Source organism: Psychrobacter sp. T6-5, from assembly GCF_052258485.2.
Lineage (GTDB): Bacteria > Pseudomonadota > Gammaproteobacteria > Pseudomonadales > Moraxellaceae > Psychrobacter.
On record NZ_JBQQEY020000001.1, the window covers coordinates 2829347 to 2849533 of the forward strand.

Here is a 20187-nt window from a genome sequence, read left to right on the forward strand (position 1 = left end):
ATAGCCTACTAACGAGAACGCGGTTTCTTAACGACATTATTCATCGAAGGCAGGCGTTTTAGCAAAATAAATAACCAGACATTAATGGCAAGTAGCAACACAAAGTCAGTTAAATATACGGCGATCTCAGCCCAGCTACTGCCGTATATGCGAGTAAATAGCACCACTCCACTCGCGCCCAAATATACAAGCGTAAACATGCTACTTATCAATAACGCATAGGGGGAGCGCCCACGTAGTATCCATGGTGTCAAGATAAAGGCGGGCACTAGCCACAATGCTTGCCAAGCAATACCACCGATGATATCAGGGCTGCTTGGATTAAAGATACTGATAAAAATAGGCAGTCCCATTAACCTATAAACCAGCCAAATCAACCAAGTGACCATCAAGCGCTGCGCAATAGGTGCGATAGGCTTGGTGACTTTAGGAGACTTACTGTTAGAGTGGTTTGTGGCCATTAGAGATTTTTACTTCCTAAATGAATAGCATGGGTATCTAGCTATTAGCGATCAATTATCAGTATTTGAGTACAAAAAGTATTTAAGTATCAAGTTTGAGCTATAACACCGGTTACATGAGAATCGATTAGCGACCCCAGTTTGCTTGTGCTAAAGCAGTAGCAGCTATTGCCAAACGGCGACCCTGTGCAATACCTAGGTCACGCTCGTCTGCCGATACTGGCTGATCATGGGCGGCCCCGCTAACATGACTGGCACCATAAGGCGTGCCGCCGCGGTGGGTGCGATTCAATGCGGGCTCAGCATAAGGCACACCCACGATAACCATCCCGTGATGCATCAATGGTAACATCATCGTCAACAGTGTGGTCTCTTGTCCACCATGCATAGAGCCTGTCGCTGTAAATACGGACGCTGGCTTATTTTGTAGGTTCCCTGCTAGCCACAGGGTGACAGTATTGTCCCAAAAATACTTCATGGGCGCGGCCATATTGCCAAAGTGCGTCGGGCTACCCAGTGCCAGACCGCTACAGTCTTTTAGATCATCCATCGTACAATACAAGTCACCTTCATCAGGTATTGCAGGCTTGCTCGATGTCGTCTCAGGGGCCACCGTTGGGACAGTACGAATACGTGCGGTCATGCCAGCATCTTCGATCCCTTGAGCGATAGCATATGCCAATGTCTTAGTCGTACCGTAATTAGAATAATAGAGCACCAATACATAAGGGGCGGTCTGACTCATTAGCAAAGCTTCCTTATAAAATCGTTAATGTTATCTTTTATGGCAGACGCTGTAGTCTCGTACTGCCGGAATATAACCTATAACTGCATTGTAAAATATGTGCACATTATGCCCGAGTCATTGACTGACATGCAAATAACCGCGGTATATAACATGGCTTATATTATATCGATTTTCACTCGATGCTGCTGTGCGCTATGCATTTTGACACAATTAAACCGCAGATGTGAGCAGCGCATGTTTGTTACACTATTGTCACTCTTACTTTTGCTAACTGGTCGACATGGAAAAATTCTCACAAAAACTCCCATTTCTACAACAACGCTGGTTTCAATTCTTGCGATTTTTGGTTCGACATTTTTTTGAAGACAACTGTCAGCAAAAAGCAGCATCGTTAACCTACACGACTATGCTCTCAATTGTGCCTGTACTAACGGTATTATTGATGATTTTATCCTCAGTACCAGCACTCGCCTCTGTAAGAGCACAGATATACGAGGTAATTTATAGCAACTTGTTACCCCAATCGAGTCTACAAGTGAGTGAGTATATCAATGACTTCGCCGAAAAATCCTCCAATCTAACCATTATTGGTGCCATCATTTTATTTTTGACGACCATCATGACACTGACAACCATTGAGCGCGCCTTCAACCAAATCTGGCGGGTAGAGAATCGTTCAGGTGGCCTCAAAAGCATGATGCGCTATTGGACAATTTTGACTTTGGGGCCATTGGTCTTAGGTACGGCTTTTATTGCCTCAAGTACGGTTCAGAGTTTGAGTTTTTTGAATCGACAAATCGCAGGTTACGGGATCGATTGGGGGTTTTGGGTACAAGCCGTATCGATTGGTATCACTGTCGCAGGTTTTATTGGCATGTATTGGTTCATTCCTAAGGCGCGTGTACCGCTAAAAAATGCAGCGATTGCTGGTGTGTTTGTCGCGATAGTCTTTGAGCTGATGAAGCATCTATTTGGTACCGTTATGGCCAACTTTACCAGCTATGAGGCAATCTATGGGGCTTTTGCCGCGCTGCCTATATTTTTGCTATGGATTTTCTTGTCATGGAACCTTATCTTGCTGGGCGTTGAGATCAGCTACACCTTAACGATTTTTGAAACCGAAGAGGTCTATCCTCGTCATCCCTTACTTAGCTTGCTGGACATGCTGAACTTGGTATATACCCACCATCTAAAAGGTGAGGCCGTCAGCGAACAAGCGCTGCGTAATGTACTGGGACGAAAAGAGCTACCAAAATGGTATACCTATATCAATTATCTACAAGACAGTAACCTCATTACCATGACTGAAGACGATGACTATGTACTCAAAAGAGATTTGAGTAAGATGACATTATGGGATTTTTATCGCACCTTGCCTTATCCATTACCTATTAAGGATGAGCTTGATGAGATGAAGCTAGAAGACCAAAAGCCTTGGCTCAGCTTACTGGTAGATCGTTTTGAACACACAGAAGCGTATGCTAAGCAGCAGCTACATCTACCATTGAGTGCTATATTCGCCAATAGCGAGCCGCGCAAAAAATCAGCTCCTAATAAAAATAGCAATGGTGGCAAGTTGTTTAGAAAAACAACGGCGGCGAGCCATTCACTGACAAGTGATAGCCTAGATAGCAGCGGCGCTTATAGAGACAATGTGGATATCGAAGCATCACCCCACTTCGACCCTATCGCCTATGATAAAGACAGCAACATTGATTGCGATGATCATCACAATGAGGCGATCATCCCTATAGGTTCTGGTGAGCCATCGGCTGGGACAGAGGCTGGCAGACGCGACTATAAAAGTGCCATTATTACTGAAGCTGATAATCCTAAAGCTGGTTAATGACAGATTAGCCAAAACCCATTCCATTACCCTAAAAAATTCATCGTTTGATGCTCTGATCAAGATTATCAAACGATAGCGATGAGCCACTTTACGACTATTTTTGGATATTTTGAGTATATGGCAGTGTATAAAGATGATGAAACGAGCTTGTGGATTCGTACTATTAGTACAGGTCAGAGCAAGCTCAAACAGTTTACTCAGTTGTGGTCACTGCAAACGTTGACTGACTTGCCTGATCGCCTAAGAGCTTTGTGGCAACAGCTTATTGGGTCTTACTGGTTTATCCCAACGGCTTGTGTGATTGCGGGGATTTTGCTGGCGCCTTTATTGGTGACTGTCGATCAGCACTTTGATCGTGAAACGGTTCGAGAAATTTCTTTTGCGTTTACAGGCGATGATGATGCTGCACGCGCTATCATGACCGCTATTGCTGGTGCGGTATTGGGCGTGGCTGGCACGACGTTTTCGATTACGATCGCCGTGCTGTCGATGGCATCATCACAATTTGGTCCGAGATTGTTACGTAATTTTTTGACAGACACTCCGAACCAGTTTGTACTCGGCGCCTTTATCGGTACCTTTAGTTACAGCCTGCTTGTCTTAAAATCCATTCACAAGTATGACGTGTCTTATGGTGTGCCACAATTAGCCGTAACCTTTGCCATTATTATGGCTATTATCTGTGCGCTGTTGCTGGTGTATTTTGTACAGCATATGGTACATGCCATTCAAGCGTCTCACGTCATCCAAAATGCCAGCAACGATGCGATTAATAATATTTATTATTGGTACAGCGATCGATGCGACATCCAGCATCAACGTGATGCCGAACATCATGATGTCGAGCAGTTTCATAACTGGCCTGCCATGCCTATCTACTCACCAAGCTCAGGCTATTTACAGCAAATATACTTTGAATCATTGATTGCCCTGTCACAAGACTACGGCGGTGTGGTACAGATGCATGTCAATCTTGGTCAATACATTACTGACAAAAATGTCATTGGATATTTTTACCAACGTCCAGCAGATCATCCAAACAATCAGCAAAAAACAGCGACACCGAATCTAGCTATGATACCGCGTTCACCTGATGGGATGTTTTGGCAACGCTTTACTGGCTGCGTGCGAATAGAACAACGTCTGGCACATTCTGATGACATTGCCTATAGCTTGGGCCAAATGACTGAAATCGCAGTACGAGCATTATCTCCTGGTATCAATGACCCAAAGACAGCCGTCAACTGCGTACAGTCTTTGACAAGCTGCTTAAGTATTATGATGCGGCGTCAGCCCCCAAGTCCCTATCATTTTTATATACCAAAATCGGATGATAGCTCTGAAGATGAGGTCAAACAAAAACGATTGGCCATACTAGCCTTGGTCACTCACACCCCAAAAATATCGGATTTTATCAACGTATCACTTGGTGAAATACGCCGCTATGCAGCCGCTGATTTGATGGTACTAAAAGCATTGTGCGAAGCAATGGTCAATCTAAACTATGCAAGGGTGAATAGCGCACAACAACAAACGCTACTGCATGAGCTACATCTGATCAAGCGAGCTGGAGAAGAAAACTTAAACTATCAAGAACTGATAGACGACCTTGTCGCTATGTGTGAGCAAGCCAAGCAATTTATTCTTGATGAGGACGCACAGCATCAACATTTTAATTATGTCAGTGTGTTTGCTGTCAATATCCGTGAAGCACTACAGTCACAGTCGAGTTAGTGACATGACAATTAGATCGCATAGCGTATTGGTAAGCACGGTCCTTATCATTTCAATATTTATAGCTCAAAATCTTTACGTAACTCTCATAAGTCATGGGCTTAGGGTTAATTTTATATTCATACGAGATCTGCTTTATGGCATCTGCAACCAGCCTCACCATACTTGAAATCAGCGCCATATTTTTATCGATTACGGCCTCACTGACCTATGTCAATCATCGCTTTATCGGGTTACCAACCACGATTGGCGTGATGGTTATTTCTATATTATTGTCTATCGGTGCGATATTTTTAGGATTTTTAGGGTTTGATCAGCTGATTGATTATGAAGTCAGTCTATTAGAGCAGCTTGATTTTACTGAGGTGCTATTAGATGGCATGCTCTCGATGTTGCTATTTGCAGGTGCCTTGCATGTCAATATTGGTGATCTGAGGCGCTATAAATTGCCTATCGGTATCCTAGCAGGATTTGGTACTATCGTATCAGCCATGCTCATTGCCACCGCGATTTACTTTATGCTGCCCTTATTCGGTTTTGAACTGCCATTTCTTTGGTGCCTACTGTTTGGTGCTTTGATTTCCCCTACTGATCCCATTGCCGTCATGGGGATTCTTGCATCAGCAGGCGCGCCAAAAAGCATCGAAACCGTTATCGCTGGTGAGTCATTATTTAATGACGGTATCGGTGTCGTGATTTTTGTTCTACTACTGGGGATTTTATCTAGTGGCGATATTCCAACCATTAACTATGTGGCGCATACATTAGCGGTCGAAGCTGGCGGCGGTGTCATCTTTGGATTGGTACTCGGGGCGATTTTGTACTATTTGCTAAAGAGCATCGACAGTTATCAAGAAGAAGTGCTCTTGACGTTAGCAGGCGTCATCGGCGGCTATGCGCTTGCCAGCCATTGGCATTTGTCAGGGCCACTCGCTATGGTCATGATGGGATTGATGGTTGGTAACCGCGGGCGGGCGCTTGCGATGAGTGATCAGACGCGTCATTACATTGATCTGTTTTGGGAACTGATTGATGAAATTTTAAATGCTATTTTATTCGTCCTTATCGGTCTAGAAGTAGTGATGATTGCTTATTCAGCAAACTTATTTATTGCAGGTGGTTTAACCATCGTTATTGCTCTAGTAGCTCGTTTTATCGTTGTTGGGATGACGACCAAAACGTTTCACCGTCAGCTTGATTTGCCCACTGGTGCATGGAAAGTACTAACGTGGGGTGGATTGCGCGGCGGTATCTCAGTCGCTTTAGTATTACAGCTACCCATCGGTACCGAGCGTGATATTTTATTGGCACTCACTTATGCGGTAGTAATATTTTCTATCTTGGTACAAGGTCTAAGTGTTGGCAGAGTCGCCAAGAGCATTCGTAAGGATAAAGAAATAGCAGAGGCATAAGCCAAAAACACAGCATGTATAAAAAAGCCAGCCTAAGACATGATGTCTTAGGCTGGCTTATGCTGGCTTTGTTGAGTAGTTTCAATGGTTATATCAAACCCTTTCTTTTCATATTACGATAAACCACGATAATAATAATAATATTAAAGATTAATATTCCCAGTTTAAACCAATCAAATGGACTGGTTATCAGATAGTAAACTTCTATAGGAATAAAGACGCCATAGCCCAGCACACCAAACCAATATGCCCATGTTTTGTCGCGCCATAAGCCATAAGCTTCTAGGAAGCGCAAACTGGCATAAGCAAATATCAACAATAAAAACACTGGCCAGTTTTTACTTGCCTGTTGGGCAATACTTACCGCACTGTCTATTTGCGGCGCAAGCAGGTGGCCAAAGGTGTGGCGCCAAGAGCCAGTCGCGGTCGTCAGCCAATGCTCAAGATCGGTATGCCACGACCACAATGCACCTGCGCCTAATAATGCCCCCACACCTTTGACGACTTCATAAATAGCTACCGCTTTGATAGACTCGCTGGCCGTACTGCGTGGTTTTTCTAAATGGTCAGTCATTTCACCCCCTTTATCCTTCGAGGATAGCGGCAGACTATCATCCTGTCGGGGCAAATTAGCCAAAGAACGTCTCCACAACACGTCCTTGCAGCTGCTGATTAAAAAATGGCGTATTTTTACCATTCGATAGCATAGATTGCGCGGTCACTTGCCACTCCAGATTGGGGTCAACCAATACCGCGCCGCCGATCGCTTCATACTGCTCATTAATACCCGCAATCTTTGCAGGATTGAGACAGATTTTATCAACCAACTCTGAGAGTGTTAACACCTTATCATTAACCAGCTGACATGCCAGCGCCATAAAAGTATCAAAATTCGAGATACCTGGTGTACTCTCAGCAAACGGGGCTTTTTTAGCGGTACTGTTTAATGGTTCGTGATGACTACAGATAGCATCGATAGTGCCATCTTTTAAGCCACGGCGGATAGCTTGCTGGTCAGTATTACTACGTAGTGGAGGTAATACGTAAGCCTGAGCATTAAAGCCTTCAAGATTGTCATCAGTTAGGTAAAGCTGGTGCATCGCAACGTCGCAAGTCACCGGCAAGCCTTTATCTTTTGCCCAGCGCATGAGCTCGATAGAGGACTTACATGATAACTGGCTAAAATGAGCGGCTATTCCCGTCTCTTCAACCATCAACAGTTGCGTAGACAGTGCAACAGTCTCAGCAATCCAAGGAATCCCTTGCAAACCATGATAAGAGGCGATATAGCCCTCATGCGCCACGCCATCTCCAGACAGACTTGGCTCATCAGGATAAAAGAACACTTTCATGCCAAAAGTTGCCGCATATTCTAGTGTACGTAGCAATACTAAGTCATTGCGAAAAGGTCTACGCGCATTAGACACTGCGATACAGCCGCCCTTCTTAAGCCCTGCAATATTAGAGGGTCGCTCGCCCTCTAACCCTGTAGTCAATGCGCCCAAAATATGCAAGTAAATACCGCCATCACTCAAGGCACGCTCACGCAAGCCCTTTAAAAGTGAGCCATTTTCTAAAATAGGATTGGTATCAGGTGGTGTGACTACATGCAAGAACCCATTACCACGTGCTGCCCTGCCTTCTGATTCTAGCGTACCGTGTTGCTGTTGGCCTGGCTCACGCAAGCGCGCGCACAGATCTACTAGTGGTGGTAGCAGCCACATCTCACGGCCAGAATCGAGTGTAGACAGTTTTTCTGTTACAGTTTGCGGCAATGCATCTTTTAATGCTTTTGGTAAATGGTCAAAAATGGGTGCATCCGTATTAAGCATGGTAGACATAACGTTATTACCGTATCAATAAAATGAAATAAATGAGAATAAGTCGCGCGGCAGGCTGTTACTTGCCAGCCGCTTGATGAGCACGCTGACCTTCCATCGCAAGCGACAAGACCGCCATTCGAATGGCAATACCGTTATTTACCTGCTTTAAGATAACGGATTGCGCGCCATCAGCCACACTAGAAGCAATCTCAACACCGCGGTTCATTGGCCCTGGATGCATGACGAGCGCATCAGGCTTGGCAAGCGCTACTCGCTCTGGCGTGATCCCATAATGCTTATAGTATTCACTCGATGATGCCAATAGCGGCGAACCGATACGCTCATTTTGTATCCTTAATCCCATGATGACATCACAGTCCGTGACGCACTCATCCATATTTTCATATACTTTTACGCCAAAACGTTCAATACCTTTTGGCAGTAGAGTACGCGGCGCACAAACACGGATATCTGTCACACCTAGCGTTTGCAGTGCACTGATGTCAGAACGGGCTACGCGTGAGTGCTTAATATCACCAACGATTGCGATAGACAACTCTTCAAATGGGCGCGGTGCCTCACGGTGAATGGTCAACATGTCGAGCATTCCCTGCGTAGGATGCGCATGCCAGCCGTCGCCGCCGTTAATGATAGCAATATCAGGCGTCACTTCTGTCGCCATAAAATGTGCGGCACCTGATGCTGAATGTCGAACCACAAAAATATCTGCGGTCATCGCCTGTAGATTCCATAACGTATCGCGTAGACTCTCGCCTTTTTTGGTACTAGAGCGTTCGATATCGATGTTGAGTACATTGGCACCCAAACGTTTTTCTGCAACCTCGAATGTCGTCCGAGTACGGGTCGACGGTTCAAAGAACAAATTCATGACCGTATAGCCATCTAATTCCGGACGATTAATGAGTTGTCCATTTTCGTCAAAGAAAGTCTCTGCTTTTGCGATAATAGCTTTGAGCTGTGCTTTATTAAGACCTTCAACACCCAAGAAATGCCTGATACTGCCATCGGTGTTGAGCTGCGGACGACTCAGTGAGGTGTTGAGTCTTTGATGAATCGTGTTGGGATCAAATTTTGCATAATCAGTCGGTGAGACTGGTTGTGTAGCGCTACTATCGAGAGAATTTGACATAATGGCGAGTCTTTATTGTGGGTTTATATGAGTCTGTCGTAATCGCTTATTCATCTTTGTTCGATCATTTAGCACTGATAGGCACAGAGACAAGGACATTTTGACGCTTATTTGCTACAATTTACCGTAATCAAATTCGACCAAAAACCGCCTCAGCAGATAATCAGAAAGCGTAAATAGACATGCTATATTCTCATAGAGAATAATTCTGACAAATCTATAAATGAATAACAATAGATATAGTGTAGCCGATTTTGTGGTCGGGACAAAGATACCGTATAAGCTATTTGAGAATTTATCCATTTAAGGTGTGCCAAATGCCGCCTATGGCCTTACTCTGAGACCATCCATTTTTTACTTTCCATATCCCCTATTAGGAAGCTTTATGACGACCTTAGCAGATTATCTAAACCAACATGCCTCTAATCCTGCACTCAACGACGTAATTACCACGGTTACTAATGTTGGTAAAACCATCTCACAACTACTTAGAAAAGGTGCTCTGGCAGATATTTTAGGCGAAGCTGGTAATCAAAACGTTCAAGGCGAAGATCAGAAAAAATTGGATGTATTGGCGAACGATTTATTGCTAGATGCCTTAGCAAAGAATACCCATTGTGCCGGCGTTGCGTCAGAAGAGCTCGATGATGCCACCCCTGCTAATGATGATGGTAGTCTATTGGTATTATTTGACCCACTAGATGGCTCATCAAATATTGATATCAATATGGCAGTAGGTACGATTTTTTCTGTTTTGCCGTATGATCGTCAAGGTCAGACCAGTGAAAACAGCGACTATCTACAGGCAGGTAACAAACAGTTAGCAGCAGGTTATCTGTTATATGGCACCTCTACGGTACTGGCATTAACCATCGCAGATAAAGTCGTGATGTTTAGCCTAGATCCAGAAACTGAAGACTATGTGCTGATAGAAGACAACGTGCAAATCGATGCTGATACGAGCGAATATGCGATCAATAGCTCAAATTATCGCTACTGGCGCGCACCTATGCAACAGTACATCGATGAGCTAATCGCTGGCGAGACAGGCGTACGTGGACGCGATTTCAATACACGCTGGGTCGCCGCTATGGTTGGTGACGTCCATCGTATCTTATGCCGTGGTGGTCTGTTCACTTATCCTTTTGACACCAAATATGCTCATAAAGCGGGTAAACTACGCTTAATGTATGAAGCCAACCCAATGAGCTTATTGATTGAGCGCGCGGGTGGCAGTGCGACAGACGCTGTCAATCGCATCTTAGATATCGAACCGACTGACATCCATCAGCGTGTACCTGTGGTGCTCGGTAGCAAAAACGAAGTCGATTACGTTAAAGACTTACACGTCAATTATTCTGAAAAATAATTGATTTGCTCATATATTAACAATGACCAGCAGAATACTAAATTAATCATAGATATTTTGCTGGTCGTTTAAATAACTCCTTTACTCTTCTCTAAGCGATCCACTATGGTATTAAATCCCACCGAGCTGATTACCTCAGATAAGAACACAACCGTGAAGCTTGTAAAAGCACTGTTGTCCCAAGCACGCCAGCGTAAAAAGAACGGTCAGACAGTCATAGAAGGCGTCCATTTGATAGATGCTGCACTGCGTAGCGACTATCCTTTTGCCCAGATACTCCTGTCTGAGTCAGCGCGTAGCCACCCTGAAGTTCAGCAGGTACTAACTCGTCTGCCTACTTATACGCCTATTCTTACTTTATCAGATGCACTTTACGAGAGTATTCGTAGCTTGGGTACTGGTATCGATATTATGTCCGTCATTAAAATACCAACGCCTAGCCTATCAATGATCGATGGGGACTGCTTGGTTTTGAATGATGTACAAGATAGTGGGAACGTTGGTACACTACTACGCACAGCAGCAGCGGTTGGTATCCGCAATATTCTATGCACCAGTGCTACCGCGCAAGCTTGGTCTCCCAAGACGCTACGAGCAGGTATGGGTGCACAGTTTGCGCTGACTATTTATGAAGGCTTGAGTACGCAAGATATTTTAGATCACGTACAAGTGCCACTGTTGGCAACCAGCTCACACACAGATACTATCATTTACGATCACGATTTATCTGCGCCTGTGGCGTGGATTATGGGTCATGAAGGTCAAGGCGTTTGTGACGAGCTGATGCAGTGTGCCACACCGATAGCCTTACCACAGCCAAATGGTCAAGAGAGCTTAAATGTAGCGATTGCAGGGTCTTTATGTCTGTACGAAACCTTGCGTCAGAGACAATACTCTTAACGTCCATTTATAACTGCTATTAAAACCCTTTCTGTAAAGCATAAAAAAACCCACTATCATTTAATAGTGGGTTTTTATTATCTGTCTACTACTGATATAGTCAAAGAAGTCTAAAACGGATACAAGTCAGCCGACTGCAGATTGTACAAGTAGTACATCTAAGGAGGGTAACGCCGTAGCCGTTTAGTAGTTCTGTGACTATATATTAAACCTTACTAGTTAGCTCAGGCAATGCTTCGAACAAATCAGCTTCTAAGAAATAATCAGCAACGCTAGCGATAGGTGCTTCTGGGTCATTATTGATAGCAACGATGACTTTAGAATCTTTCATACCAGCCAAATGCTGAATCGCGCCTGAGATACCAGCTGCGATATATAGCTGCGGTGCAACGATTTTACCCGTTTGACCGACCTGCATATCGTTTGGTACATATCCTGCGTCAACAGCAGCACGTGATGCACCAACAGCAGCGCCTAGCTTATCAGCCAATGGCTCAATGTACTTGGTGAAGTTTTCACCATTTGCCAATGCACGACCACCAGAAACCACGATGCCAGCTGAGGTCAATTCTGGACGATCAGATTTAGCCATTTCTTCGTTCACAAAGCTAGCTTTGCCAGTTTCTTGCACATTGTCGATAGTTTCAACAGTCGCTGAACCACCTTCGCTTGCTACTGGGTCAAACGCAGTCGTACGTACGGTTAGTACCACTTTGTCTTCTGTCGTTCTTACGGTTGCCGTTGCATTACCAGCATATATAGGACGCTCAAACGTTTGCGCATCTATAACACCTGAGATTTCTGACAGCATGCTGACGTCAAGTAACGCTGCAACGCGTGGCATAAAGTTTTTACCAGTCGTGGTCGCAGCTGCTAGGATATGGCTGTAATCACCAGCGACATCAGCAACCAATAGCGCCACATTGCCCGCCAATTGATGCTCATAGGCTGCATTGTCAGCTAATAGTACTTTCGTCACGCCTTCTGCTTTTGCTGCTTCATCAGCGACTGCTTGAGCACCACTACCAGCAACCAATACATGGATGTCGTCACCGATTTGCTTAGCAGCAGCGATGGTGTTCAAAGTTGCCTTTTTTAGACTGGCATTGTCGTGTTCTGCATATACCAAAATTGCCATGGTTTTAATCCTTTATTTATTCGTATTATCTATTCATGCGGTTGTTTGTGTACAAAGCTATTTGAGCGACTATTATTCAATATGAAACAAATCAGTCAAATGGATAGCCTTGTACAGGATATGCCGTAACGAAGCGTCAAATCATTAAATGACTTTTGCTTCGTTTCTTAGCTTATCGACCAACTCATCAACTGATCCTACTGTAATACCAGCTTTGCGTTCAGCAGGTGGCACGACTTTAATGATTTCTTGCTTAGACGTCATATCAACACCGAAATCTGCTGGCGTTTTTTCATCAAGCGGCTTTTTCTTCGCTTTCATGATGTTAGGCAGTTTTGCATAACGCGGCTCATTCAAACGTAGATCAGTCGTGATAACCGCTGGCAAATCAAGAGCAACCGTTTGTAGACCGCCATCGATTTCACGCGTGACGTTGACTTTGTCGCCTTCAACCTTCACTTCTGAGGCAAATGTACCCTGACCAATACCCATCAATGCCGCTAGCATCTGACCTGTTTGGTTATTGTCATCATCAATCGCTTGTTTACCCAACAAGATAATATCTGTGCTTTCCGTTTCAGCGATACTTTTTAGAATCTTGGCAACTTGTAGTGGATACGGTTTTTCGTCACTCACGACTAAAACGCCACGATCAGCACCCAATGCTAGGGCTGCACGAATTTGCTCTTGCGACTCTTTTGGACCGATAGACGCGACGATGATTTCATCAATGACGCCAGCTTCTTTTAGACGAACGGCTTCTTCTACTGCGATTTCATCAAAAGGGTTAATTGACATTTTGGTATTTGATAGATCAACGCCAGAGTTATCGGCTTTTACACGAACTTTTACGTTATAATCAATGACACGCTTGACCGCTACTAATGCTTTCATACGTTCCTCGTTTATTAATGTTATGAATTAAAAAATATCAGTTAAGAACCAAATTTTCGTTGTGGTTCAAATCGTCGTTCAAAATACTACTCAAGGTTATTACTATATCAACAGATGTATAACTAATTAAGAAAAATACGCCAATATTCGAAATTATATTAGCATTGCACTTCTTACGAATAAAATCTGCTAAAGCTAAGCCAACCGTTATTATCAGACCTATGTATCTTGCGTCAGCCTGCAGATAAGGTCAAGACAACGCCGTGAATAATGCGTCATAAATTTGTCACTATTCTATAATAAATAGTTTATAAGCACGTGATCTGGTGGTTTTTGTTTAATAATAGCCTTAAGAGTACTCACCTTTATAGCACTCTCAATGGTATGTTTATTTAATATTTTGTTATTATTTATTTCTTAGGGCTCAACTGATAGCAATCACCAAGAACCCAACATCTATACGTCGCTGTCTTTGCTAGAGCTCATTAACAACTCACTATCACGTATGTCATCGAACAATGCCCAGTCAGGGGTCACACCATTATTTTTGATGACACTCATATTGCCTGTCGTTTCCATAATGACGGCAAATATCTCCGTCTTGGCTTTGATACCATTTTTGCGCAGCACCTCCTGGACGTCACTAGTACTTAAGTTTGCCTCTTTCAAATTATCTGCAAAGTACTCGCCATGCGCCATGAGTATAATAGCCCGATTGTCTATCAGCGCTTTTAGTGGCTTTACCTTGCGTCTGATAACTGAAATGGTGCCTTGAATCAAAAACAACATGGCAACTGCAAACAATCCTTGCAGAAGAGACGGCTTGTCAGCCAGTACAGTCGACGCCAATATACTACCAATGCCGACCGTCATTGCAAAATCATGGCTTGATAGCTTGGAGAAACTACGTAGACCCATCAATCGGGTACAGAGCATCAAACCAATATAGAAACCCACCGCAGATAAAGAAATACCTAGTGCTTGTTGCCAATCAATTGAAAACCAAGTTTCCCATTTCATAATAGAACCTTATTTATTATTGAGTCAGTACCTATTATGAACTGATAATTATTAAGAAAATCAATCAAACGCTACTTCAGACAAAATGATATAAAAAAAGCAACCTGATGAGAGGTTGCTTTTTTTTAAAGTCGATACAGTATTTTTATTGTTTTAACAAACAAAGTAATCAATGCATATTGATAATCTTATTGTTATTAAGCTTACTGAAAGTCAGTTAACTTAATAGTAAATGAGATTAGATAGCTTCGATTTGCTCAGCTTGTGGGCCTTTTTTGCCATCACCTAAGATGAAAGACACTTTTTGGCCTTCGGCTAGAGTTTTGAAACCGTTACCTTGGATAGCGCTGTAGTGAGCGAATACGTCTTGTCCGCCATTGTCTTGAGCGATAAAACCAAAACCTTTAGCTTCATTAAACCACTTTACAGTGCCTTCAACTTTATCTGACATAAATTTTCCTGACTCTTTAACTGTTGGCGAGACTTGTGTCATCACCGATTAATTGATATATACCCATGCATCTTTTGCTGAACGCTACGGTTCAAAATTTCAAATAATCTAAGAGAAAACCTGAATTTTTTACCTCAAATACTTTGAGTACAATCTGATTATAACAGTTTTCTATACAGGTAACAGTCTAAATTGATGATTTTTGTAAATAAATTCTAGCTATTAGAACCCATTAAAATAGATAGCATTTTTGCCGTTATCACATTGATATTAAATAAATTTCTAACATCTGAATATTAGGCTGTATTTATGGAGGCATCGTTAAATACAAAAAGAAAGACCGTTATAGGCCAAAAACTCAGTCATTGCCTATTGCAATATCGGCAACCATGGTGAACTTAATACAAGCAAACATAGCCCAAAAAATATCAACGAAAACGACTGACTATACGCAATGTATTTGGCCGGTATGACCAAGTCTTTAGGAGAATCAGGGATACCTTTGCGCTTTAATAGTCGCGTACCATAGACCCAACCAAAAGTCGTGTAAATGCCATAAGCGGCAGGTACAGCAATCGCGAGCGGTGCCAAATCAATCACGTATAGGACAACTACAGAGATAAAGAACCAGATGGTATCTAAGATTGAACTGATTTGGAAAAACTTAGATTTGGGCAGTTTACCATCGGTTTTCTTAAGCATTTCCCCTTCTATCCAAATTAAAACTGCTACTACAGCGCTAAGAGTAATATACACGAATTGCGGCGTTAGCCAGTCTGGATAAGATATTTGCACAACATACAACCTGTAATCTATAGAAAATATGAATGAGGACTCATCTACTTTGATGACTCAAAGATAAGTAAGCACAGTAAAAGCCCATCGGTTAACGTGAAGATGCCTGCCTATATTGGGCAGGTATTACTGGTTTTCAACCAACACATATAGCGGTGTAACCATATGCTAAAAGTAGGATATAAAAAACCCGTGCTATCAGGTGATAACACGGGCTAATTAACAAACTATCAAATACTCTATTTAAGTAGTATCGAATTAGTTTTTGTCTTTGTCGATGATTTTGTTACCACCAATCCAAGGCATCATGCCACGCAGCTTGGCACCAGTAGTCTCAATTTGATGTTCGGCATTGTTACGACGACGCGCAGTCATTGATGGGTAGTTGGTGGCGCCTTCAGAGATGAACATTTTCGCGTATTCACCAGACTGAATGCGTTTTAGCGCATTACGCATGGCTTCACGTGACTGCTCATTGATGACTTCAGGACCAGTGACATATTCGCCATATTCAGCATTATTACTGATTGAATAGTTCATGTCAGCGATACCGCCTTCATACATCAAATCAACGATTAGCTTGAGCTCATGCAAGCACTCGAAGTAAGCCATTTCTGGAGCATAGCCTGCTTCTGTTAGCGTCTCAAAGCCCATTTTGACTAGCTCTACTGCACCGCCACAAAGAACCGCTTGCTCACCGAACAAGTCAGTTTCAGTCTCATCTTTAAATGTGGTTTCGATGATGCCTGAACGACCACCACCAACGCCAGCAGCGTAAGATAATGCTAATTGCTTAGCTTGACCTGAAGCATCTTGATAGATGGCGATTAAGTCAGGGATACCACCGCCTTTAGTAAACTCTGAACGTACGGTATGACCTGGTGCTTTTGGCGCAACCATAATCACATCAAGATCGCCACGTGGCACCACTTGGTTATAATGGATCGCGAAACCATGAGCGAAAGCCAATGTCGCGCCTTCTTTGATGTTTGGCTCGATGACGTCGTTGTAAAGCTCTTTTTGGAATTCATCAGGCGTCAAAATCATGATTACATCAGCAGCTTTTACGGCTTCTTCTACTTCAGCAACTTTTAGGCCCGCATTTTCAGCTTTTTTCCATGAGCCAGAGTTGGCACGTAGACCAACCGTTACATCAACGTCTGAGTCTTGTAGGTTAAGCGCGTGCGCATGACCTTGTGAACCATAACCGATAATGGCAACTTTTTTGCCTTGGATAATTGATAGATCACAATCTTTGTCATAAAAAACGTTCATAAATAGAGTCCTTGTCCTCAATCATGGCGTACCATGGATAGTAGGCGCTTATACTGTAATCAAGATAGTGATTAAGATAAGCGCTTTGTTGATTTAGATAAATAGTTTTTGATTAAAATATAGCTTGATTAAAATAGGTCGTAATAAATACTAGGTGCTAAGTGTTTTTTCGCCTCGAGCAATACCAATCACACCCGAGCGAACCACTTCCATAATACGCTCACGTCCAAGTACGTCAATAAAGCCATCAAGTTTGGCTTTATCACCAACGATTTGAATCGTATACAAGTTGGCATTCACATCGACAATCTGTGCGCGGAAAATATCTGCGCTGCGTTTCACCTCTTCACGTACGCTACCAGTCGCTCGTACTTTGATCAGCATCAATTCACGCTCAACGTGTACATTCTCTGTCAGATTATGCACTTTAACCACTTCAATCAATTTATGCAATTGTTTGGTGATTTGTTCGATTCTTTCTGGTGAAGTAATGGTCGTCAACGTCAGACGTGAAATACTTGGGTCATCAGTAGGCGCGACGTTTAGCGTTTCGATATTGTAGCCACGCTGTGAGAACAAGCCGACTAGACGCGACAACGAACCCGCTTCGTTTTCCATCAATACCGAAATCAGATGTTGTTGTTGCATTAGGTACGCTCCCCTTTTGTTAACCACATATCACGCATTGCCTGTCCAGCGATTTGCATCGGATATACATGCTCATTACGATCGACATAAACATCGATAAATACCAGTTTGTCTTTCATTGCCATGGCTTCAGCCAACTGTGCTTCCATGGTCGCCGGGTCAGTAATCTTGATACCGACGTGACCATAACTTTCAGCCAATTTGACAAAGTCTGGTAAGGAGTTCATATAAGACTGAGCATGGCGACCTTCATACAGCATGTCCTGCCACTGCTTGACCATACCTAGCTGTGCGTTATTCAAGTTCAGGATTTTGACTGGCAAGTTGTATTGTAAGCAAGTTGACAGCTCTTGGATATTCATCTGAATAGAACCTTCACCTGTGATACACACCACATCACGCTCAGGATTGGCAAGCTTTGCTGCCATGGCATACGGCAAGCCAACACCCATCGTACCTAAGCCACCTGAGTTCAGCCATTGGCGAGGCTCATTGTAAGTGTAGTAAAGGGCTGCAAACATCTGATGCTGACCGACGTCACTGGTGATAATCGCATTGCCATCCGTGACCTTGCACAGGGCTTGTACAGCGCTTTGTGGCTTAATACCATTATCTGTACTGGTGTCATAACGCAGACCATGACGCTTACGCCATTCGTTAATCTGTGACCACCAATCTAGCAGTGCGTGCTGTTCTAGCTGCTTGTCTTCACCAACGATTTCCAACATGTCAGTTAAGACAGATTTTACATCGCCAACGATAGGAATATGCGCAAGAATGGTTTTTGAAATTGAAGCAGGATCGATATCGATATGAATAATCGTCGCATTAGGACAGAATTTTTTGACGTTATTGGTCACACGGTCATCGAAACGCGCACCGACTGCCAAAATAACATCGGCATGATGCATGCTCATGTTGGCTTCGTAAGTACCATGCATACCAAGCATACCTAGGAACTGACGATCAGAGCCTGGGAACGTACCAAGACCCATCAACGTATTGGTCACTGGCAAGTTCAGACGATGAGCAAGGTCGGTTAGCTCTTCGTGGGCATTACTCCAAATCACACCACCGCCTGCATATACGACAGGACGCTGGGCAGATAGTAGTGTCTCAACCGCTTTTTTGATCTGACCACTATGACCTTTGAGTGAAGGCTGGTAAGAGCGTATAAATACCTCTTCTGGGTACTCATAGGCGAACTTTTCACTAGGAGCAGTCATGTCTTTTGGCACGTCAATGACAACAGGGCCTGGGCGTCCAGACTGTGCAATGTAAAAGGCTTTTTTGACAATCATCGGAATTTCACTAGCATGGCGCACTTGGAAGCTATGCTTAACGATCGGACGTGATACCCCTACCATATCCGTTTCTTGGAAAGCGTCTTCCCCGATTAGGCTACTTGGCACCTGACCTGAAATCACGACCATCGGTACTGAATCCATAAAAGCTGTCGCAATAGCGGTAACCGTATTGGTTGCACCAGGTCCTGATGTTGCCAGTACAACCCCCGTTTCACCAGTAACTCGTGAATAAGCATCTGCCATGTGACCAGCAGCCTGCTCATGGCGCACTAAGATGTGCTCAATGGCTTCTTGCTGAAATAGCGCATCATAGATGTGCAGAACGGCACCGCCTGGATAACCAAAGATATACTTGACACCTTCGTCTGTCAGCGCTTGTACCAGCATTTCAGCGCCCGATAGCATCACAGGCTGTGAGCTGCCTTCTGCAAGACGTTGTTGCTTTTCTTCAAAATTTTTGGCGGCATTACCCGTTTGGGTATGTCCCGTCATATTCGGACTTTGCGTGGTTTGCGTCACTGTCATCACCTTTTTTTGCGGCGAGGATTTGCAGTATTCTATGACAAGAGATAACCCCATATAGGTATTACTTCCAAGCTCATAAAATGATCGCTAATCCTTGTCCATATCAAGAATATTTGCCTATCATATTTAAGTAATGTTGTTTTTTAAGACAGCAAATTACTCAAACACAGCAATGTATTTAAGGTCAGTTTTGTGATGGATGTTTATCGATATACAGTGACAAGATGCGGACGCACCTATAAAGAAGCTTATTATTGAGTATTCATGCAAGCAAGTACGGATAATAAATTCATTGATACAGATGCATCGATATAGATGAAATGACTTTTATAGCCAAATACGGTGTCACAAGCTCAGTAGAACTGATGACAAGGCTTTAAGGAAATCTCATAACTGATATTATATCGTGTTTCATACAACTGCTAGAATCACATTTAGCACATGTCAAATAATAAGTTTATCTTAGTCATTGTAGACAGATAAGTCCGGAGACGATGATTAGCTATCAATAGTAATCGTTCTGCTACTATATCTGCTATATCATTATCACAAAGGAAATAAAACTGCGTAAGCTACCGATAAGTAACCCGTAGTTCTCATTCTCAAGTGCCACGGCAATATCGTAAAAGCCGCTCACTGACCAATCAACGTCTATTATATTCGATTGTTTGTCTGTTATTGTCAAGAA

Annotated in this window: 18 protein-coding genes; 5 read left to right on the forward strand and 13 right to left on the reverse strand. The window is 43.3% G+C overall.

The features are described from left to right. Window positions 1-8 precede the first annotated feature (8 nt). Together ACTXGK_RS26710 and wrbA are read right to left on the reverse strand one after the other, a co-directional pair. Window positions 9-461, reverse strand: coding sequence for a hypothetical protein (locus ACTXGK_RS26710; RefSeq protein ID WP_443517429.1), 453 nt, complete (start codon window positions 459-461; stop codon window positions 9-11). Window positions 462-588: 127 nt separating this feature from the next. Next, window positions 589-1206, reverse strand: coding sequence for an NAD(P)H:quinone oxidoreductase (gene wrbA / locus ACTXGK_RS26715; protein WP_201599237.1), 618 nt, complete (start codon window positions 1204-1206; stop codon window positions 589-591). A gap of 283 nt (window positions 1207-1489) precedes the next feature. Here wrbA and ACTXGK_RS26720 point away from each other — a divergent pair, with 283 nt between their 5' ends. From ACTXGK_RS26720 to ACTXGK_RS26730, 3 genes are all read left to right on the forward strand, one after another. Further along, window positions 1490-3055 carry a YihY family inner membrane protein gene (locus tag ACTXGK_RS26720; RefSeq protein ID WP_443517430.1) on the forward strand — a complete coding sequence of 522 codons (1566 nt, stop codon included), beginning with the start codon at window positions 1490-1492 and terminating at the stop codon, window positions 3053-3055. Between the two features lie 120 nt (window positions 3056-3175). Next, window positions 3176-4792, forward strand: coding sequence for a DUF2254 domain-containing protein (locus tag ACTXGK_RS26725; RefSeq protein WP_443517431.1), 1617 nt, complete (start codon window positions 3176-3178; stop codon window positions 4790-4792). 137 nt (window positions 4793-4929) lie between these two features. After that, entirely contained in the window at window positions 4930-6204 is a 1275-nt protein-coding gene (locus tag ACTXGK_RS26730) for a cation:proton antiporter (RefSeq protein ID WP_443517432.1), read from the forward strand. A gap of 88 nt (window positions 6205-6292) precedes the next feature. Here ACTXGK_RS26730 and ACTXGK_RS26735 read toward each other — a convergent pair whose 3' ends face one another. From ACTXGK_RS26735 to ACTXGK_RS26745, 3 genes are read right to left on the reverse strand one after another with little or no spacing between them, the layout of a single operon-like run. Next, on the reverse strand, window positions 6293-6778 hold the full coding sequence (locus ACTXGK_RS26735; protein WP_227675707.1) for a DUF2127 domain-containing protein: 486 nt from the start codon (window positions 6776-6778) through the stop codon (window positions 6293-6295). A 55-nt stretch (window positions 6779-6833) separates the two neighbouring features. Next, window positions 6834-8045: a dihydroorotase gene (locus ACTXGK_RS26740; RefSeq protein WP_443517433.1), complete on the reverse strand. Its 1212-nt coding sequence runs from the start codon at window positions 8043-8045 to the stop codon at window positions 6834-6836. A gap of 58 nt (window positions 8046-8103) precedes the next feature. Continuing rightward, window positions 8104-9177: an aspartate carbamoyltransferase catalytic subunit gene (locus tag ACTXGK_RS26745; protein ID WP_071003207.1), complete on the reverse strand. Its 1074-nt coding sequence runs from the start codon at window positions 9175-9177 to the stop codon at window positions 8104-8106. 385 nt (window positions 9178-9562) lie between these two features. Here ACTXGK_RS26745 and ACTXGK_RS26750 point away from each other — a divergent pair, with 385 nt between their 5' ends. Continuing rightward, window positions 9563-10546 carry a class 1 fructose-bisphosphatase gene (locus ACTXGK_RS26750; RefSeq protein WP_443517434.1) on the forward strand — a complete coding sequence of 328 codons (984 nt, stop codon included), beginning with the start codon at window positions 9563-9565 and terminating at the stop codon, window positions 10544-10546. Between the two features lie 105 nt (window positions 10547-10651). Continuing rightward, window positions 10652-11446, forward strand: a complete 795-nt coding sequence (locus tag ACTXGK_RS26755; RefSeq protein WP_443517435.1) for a TrmH family RNA methyltransferase — start codon at window positions 10652-10654, stop codon at window positions 11444-11446. 205 nt (window positions 11447-11651) lie between these two features. Here the strand turns inward: ACTXGK_RS26755 and ACTXGK_RS26760 are convergent, their stop codons facing one another. From ACTXGK_RS26760 to ACTXGK_RS26795, 8 genes are all read right to left on the reverse strand, one after another. After that, a complete protein-coding gene (locus ACTXGK_RS26760) occupies window positions 11652-12584 on the reverse strand; it encodes an electron transfer flavoprotein subunit alpha/FixB family protein (RefSeq protein WP_443517436.1) in 933 nt (310 codons plus the stop codon). Between the two features lie 144 nt (window positions 12585-12728). Then, a complete protein-coding gene (locus tag ACTXGK_RS26765) occupies window positions 12729-13478 on the reverse strand; it encodes an electron transfer flavoprotein subunit beta/FixA family protein (RefSeq protein WP_193011083.1) in 750 nt (249 codons plus the stop codon). 456 nt (window positions 13479-13934) lie between these two features. Beyond that, window positions 13935-14498 carry a DUF421 domain-containing protein gene (locus tag ACTXGK_RS26770; RefSeq protein ID WP_443517437.1) on the reverse strand — a complete coding sequence of 188 codons (564 nt, stop codon included), beginning with the start codon at window positions 14496-14498 and terminating at the stop codon, window positions 13935-13937. A 238-nt stretch (window positions 14499-14736) separates the two neighbouring features. Further along, complete coding sequence (locus ACTXGK_RS26775) at window positions 14737-14949, reverse strand: cold-shock protein (RefSeq protein ID WP_057758834.1); 213 nt, start codon at window positions 14947-14949, stop codon at window positions 14737-14739. Window positions 14950-15318: 369 nt separating this feature from the next. Then, window positions 15319-15651 carry a hypothetical protein gene (locus ACTXGK_RS26780; protein WP_227517147.1) on the reverse strand — a complete coding sequence of 111 codons (333 nt, stop codon included), beginning with the start codon at window positions 15649-15651 and terminating at the stop codon, window positions 15319-15321. A gap of 351 nt (window positions 15652-16002) precedes the next feature. After that, the gene (ilvC, locus tag ACTXGK_RS26785; RefSeq protein WP_238038758.1) at window positions 16003-17019 is read right to left on the reverse strand and encodes a ketol-acid reductoisomerase; all 1017 of its coding nucleotides are present in this window, start codon (window positions 17017-17019) and stop codon (window positions 16003-16005) included. A 150-nt stretch (window positions 17020-17169) separates the two neighbouring features. Further along, window positions 17170-17667: an acetolactate synthase small subunit gene (gene ilvN, locus ACTXGK_RS26790; protein ID WP_075106943.1), complete on the reverse strand. Its 498-nt coding sequence runs from the start codon at window positions 17665-17667 to the stop codon at window positions 17170-17172. After that, a complete protein-coding gene (locus ACTXGK_RS26795; RefSeq protein ID WP_238038788.1) occupies window positions 17667-19379 on the reverse strand; it encodes an acetolactate synthase 3 large subunit in 1713 nt (570 codons plus the stop codon). Before ACTXGK_RS26795 ends, ilvN begins: the two co-directional genes overlap by 1 nt. Window positions 19380-20187: the final 808 nt, after the last annotated feature.

Bases quoted from the DNA above. Each gene is read 5' to 3' on its own strand.
- wrbA (WP_201599237.1), bottom strand. From the start codon at position 1,206: ATGAGTCAGACCGCCCCTTATGTATTGGTGCTCTATTATTCTAATTAC.
- ACTXGK_RS26775 (WP_057758834.1), bottom strand. From the start codon at position 14,949: ATGTCAGATAAAGTTGAAGGCACTGTAAAGTGGTTTAATGAAGCTAAA.
- ACTXGK_RS26780 (WP_227517147.1), bottom strand. From the start codon at position 15,651: ATGCTTAAGAAAACCGATGGTAAACTGCCCAAATCTAAGTTTTTCCAA.
- ACTXGK_RS26710 (WP_443517429.1), bottom strand. From the start codon at position 461: ATGGCCACAAACCACTCTAACAGTAAGTCTCCTAAAGTCACCAAGCCT.
- ACTXGK_RS26745 (WP_071003207.1), bottom strand. From the start codon at position 9,177: ATGTCAAATTCTCTCGATAGTAGCGCTACACAACCAGTCTCACCGACT.
- ilvC (WP_238038758.1), bottom strand. From the start codon at position 17,019: ATGAACGTTTTTTATGACAAAGATTGTGATCTATCAATTATCCAAGGC.
- ACTXGK_RS26765 (WP_193011083.1), bottom strand. From the start codon at position 13,478: ATGAAAGCATTAGTAGCGGTCAAGCGTGTCATTGATTATAACGTAAAA.
- ACTXGK_RS26760 (WP_443517436.1), bottom strand. From the start codon at position 12,584: ATGGCAATTTTGGTATATGCAGAACACGACAATGCCAGTCTAAAAAAG.
- ACTXGK_RS26730 (WP_443517432.1), top strand. From the start codon at position 4,930: ATGGCATCTGCAACCAGCCTCACCATACTTGAAATCAGCGCCATATTT.
- ACTXGK_RS26725 (WP_443517431.1), top strand. From the start codon at position 3,176: ATGGCAGTGTATAAAGATGATGAAACGAGCTTGTGGATTCGTACTATT.
- ilvN (WP_075106943.1), bottom strand. From the start codon at position 17,667: ATGCAACAACAACATCTGATTTCGGTATTGATGGAAAACGAAGCGGGT.
- ACTXGK_RS26740 (WP_443517433.1), bottom strand. From the start codon at position 8,045: ATGTCTACCATGCTTAATACGGATGCACCCATTTTTGACCATTTACCA.
- ACTXGK_RS26735 (WP_227675707.1), bottom strand. From the start codon at position 6,778: ATGACTGACCATTTAGAAAAACCACGCAGTACGGCCAGCGAGTCTATC.
- ACTXGK_RS26795 (WP_238038788.1), bottom strand. From the start codon at position 19,379: ATGCTATCGGGCGCTGAAATGCTGGTACAAGCGCTGACAGACGAAGGT.
- ACTXGK_RS26750 (WP_443517434.1), top strand. From the start codon at position 9,563: ATGACGACCTTAGCAGATTATCTAAACCAACATGCCTCTAATCCTGCA.
- ACTXGK_RS26770 (WP_443517437.1), bottom strand. From the start codon at position 14,498: ATGAAATGGGAAACTTGGTTTTCAATTGATTGGCAACAAGCACTAGGT.
- ACTXGK_RS26720 (WP_443517430.1), top strand. From the start codon at position 1,490: ATGGAAAAATTCTCACAAAAACTCCCATTTCTACAACAACGCTGGTTT.
- ACTXGK_RS26755 (WP_443517435.1), top strand. From the start codon at position 10,652: ATGGTATTAAATCCCACCGAGCTGATTACCTCAGATAAGAACACAACC.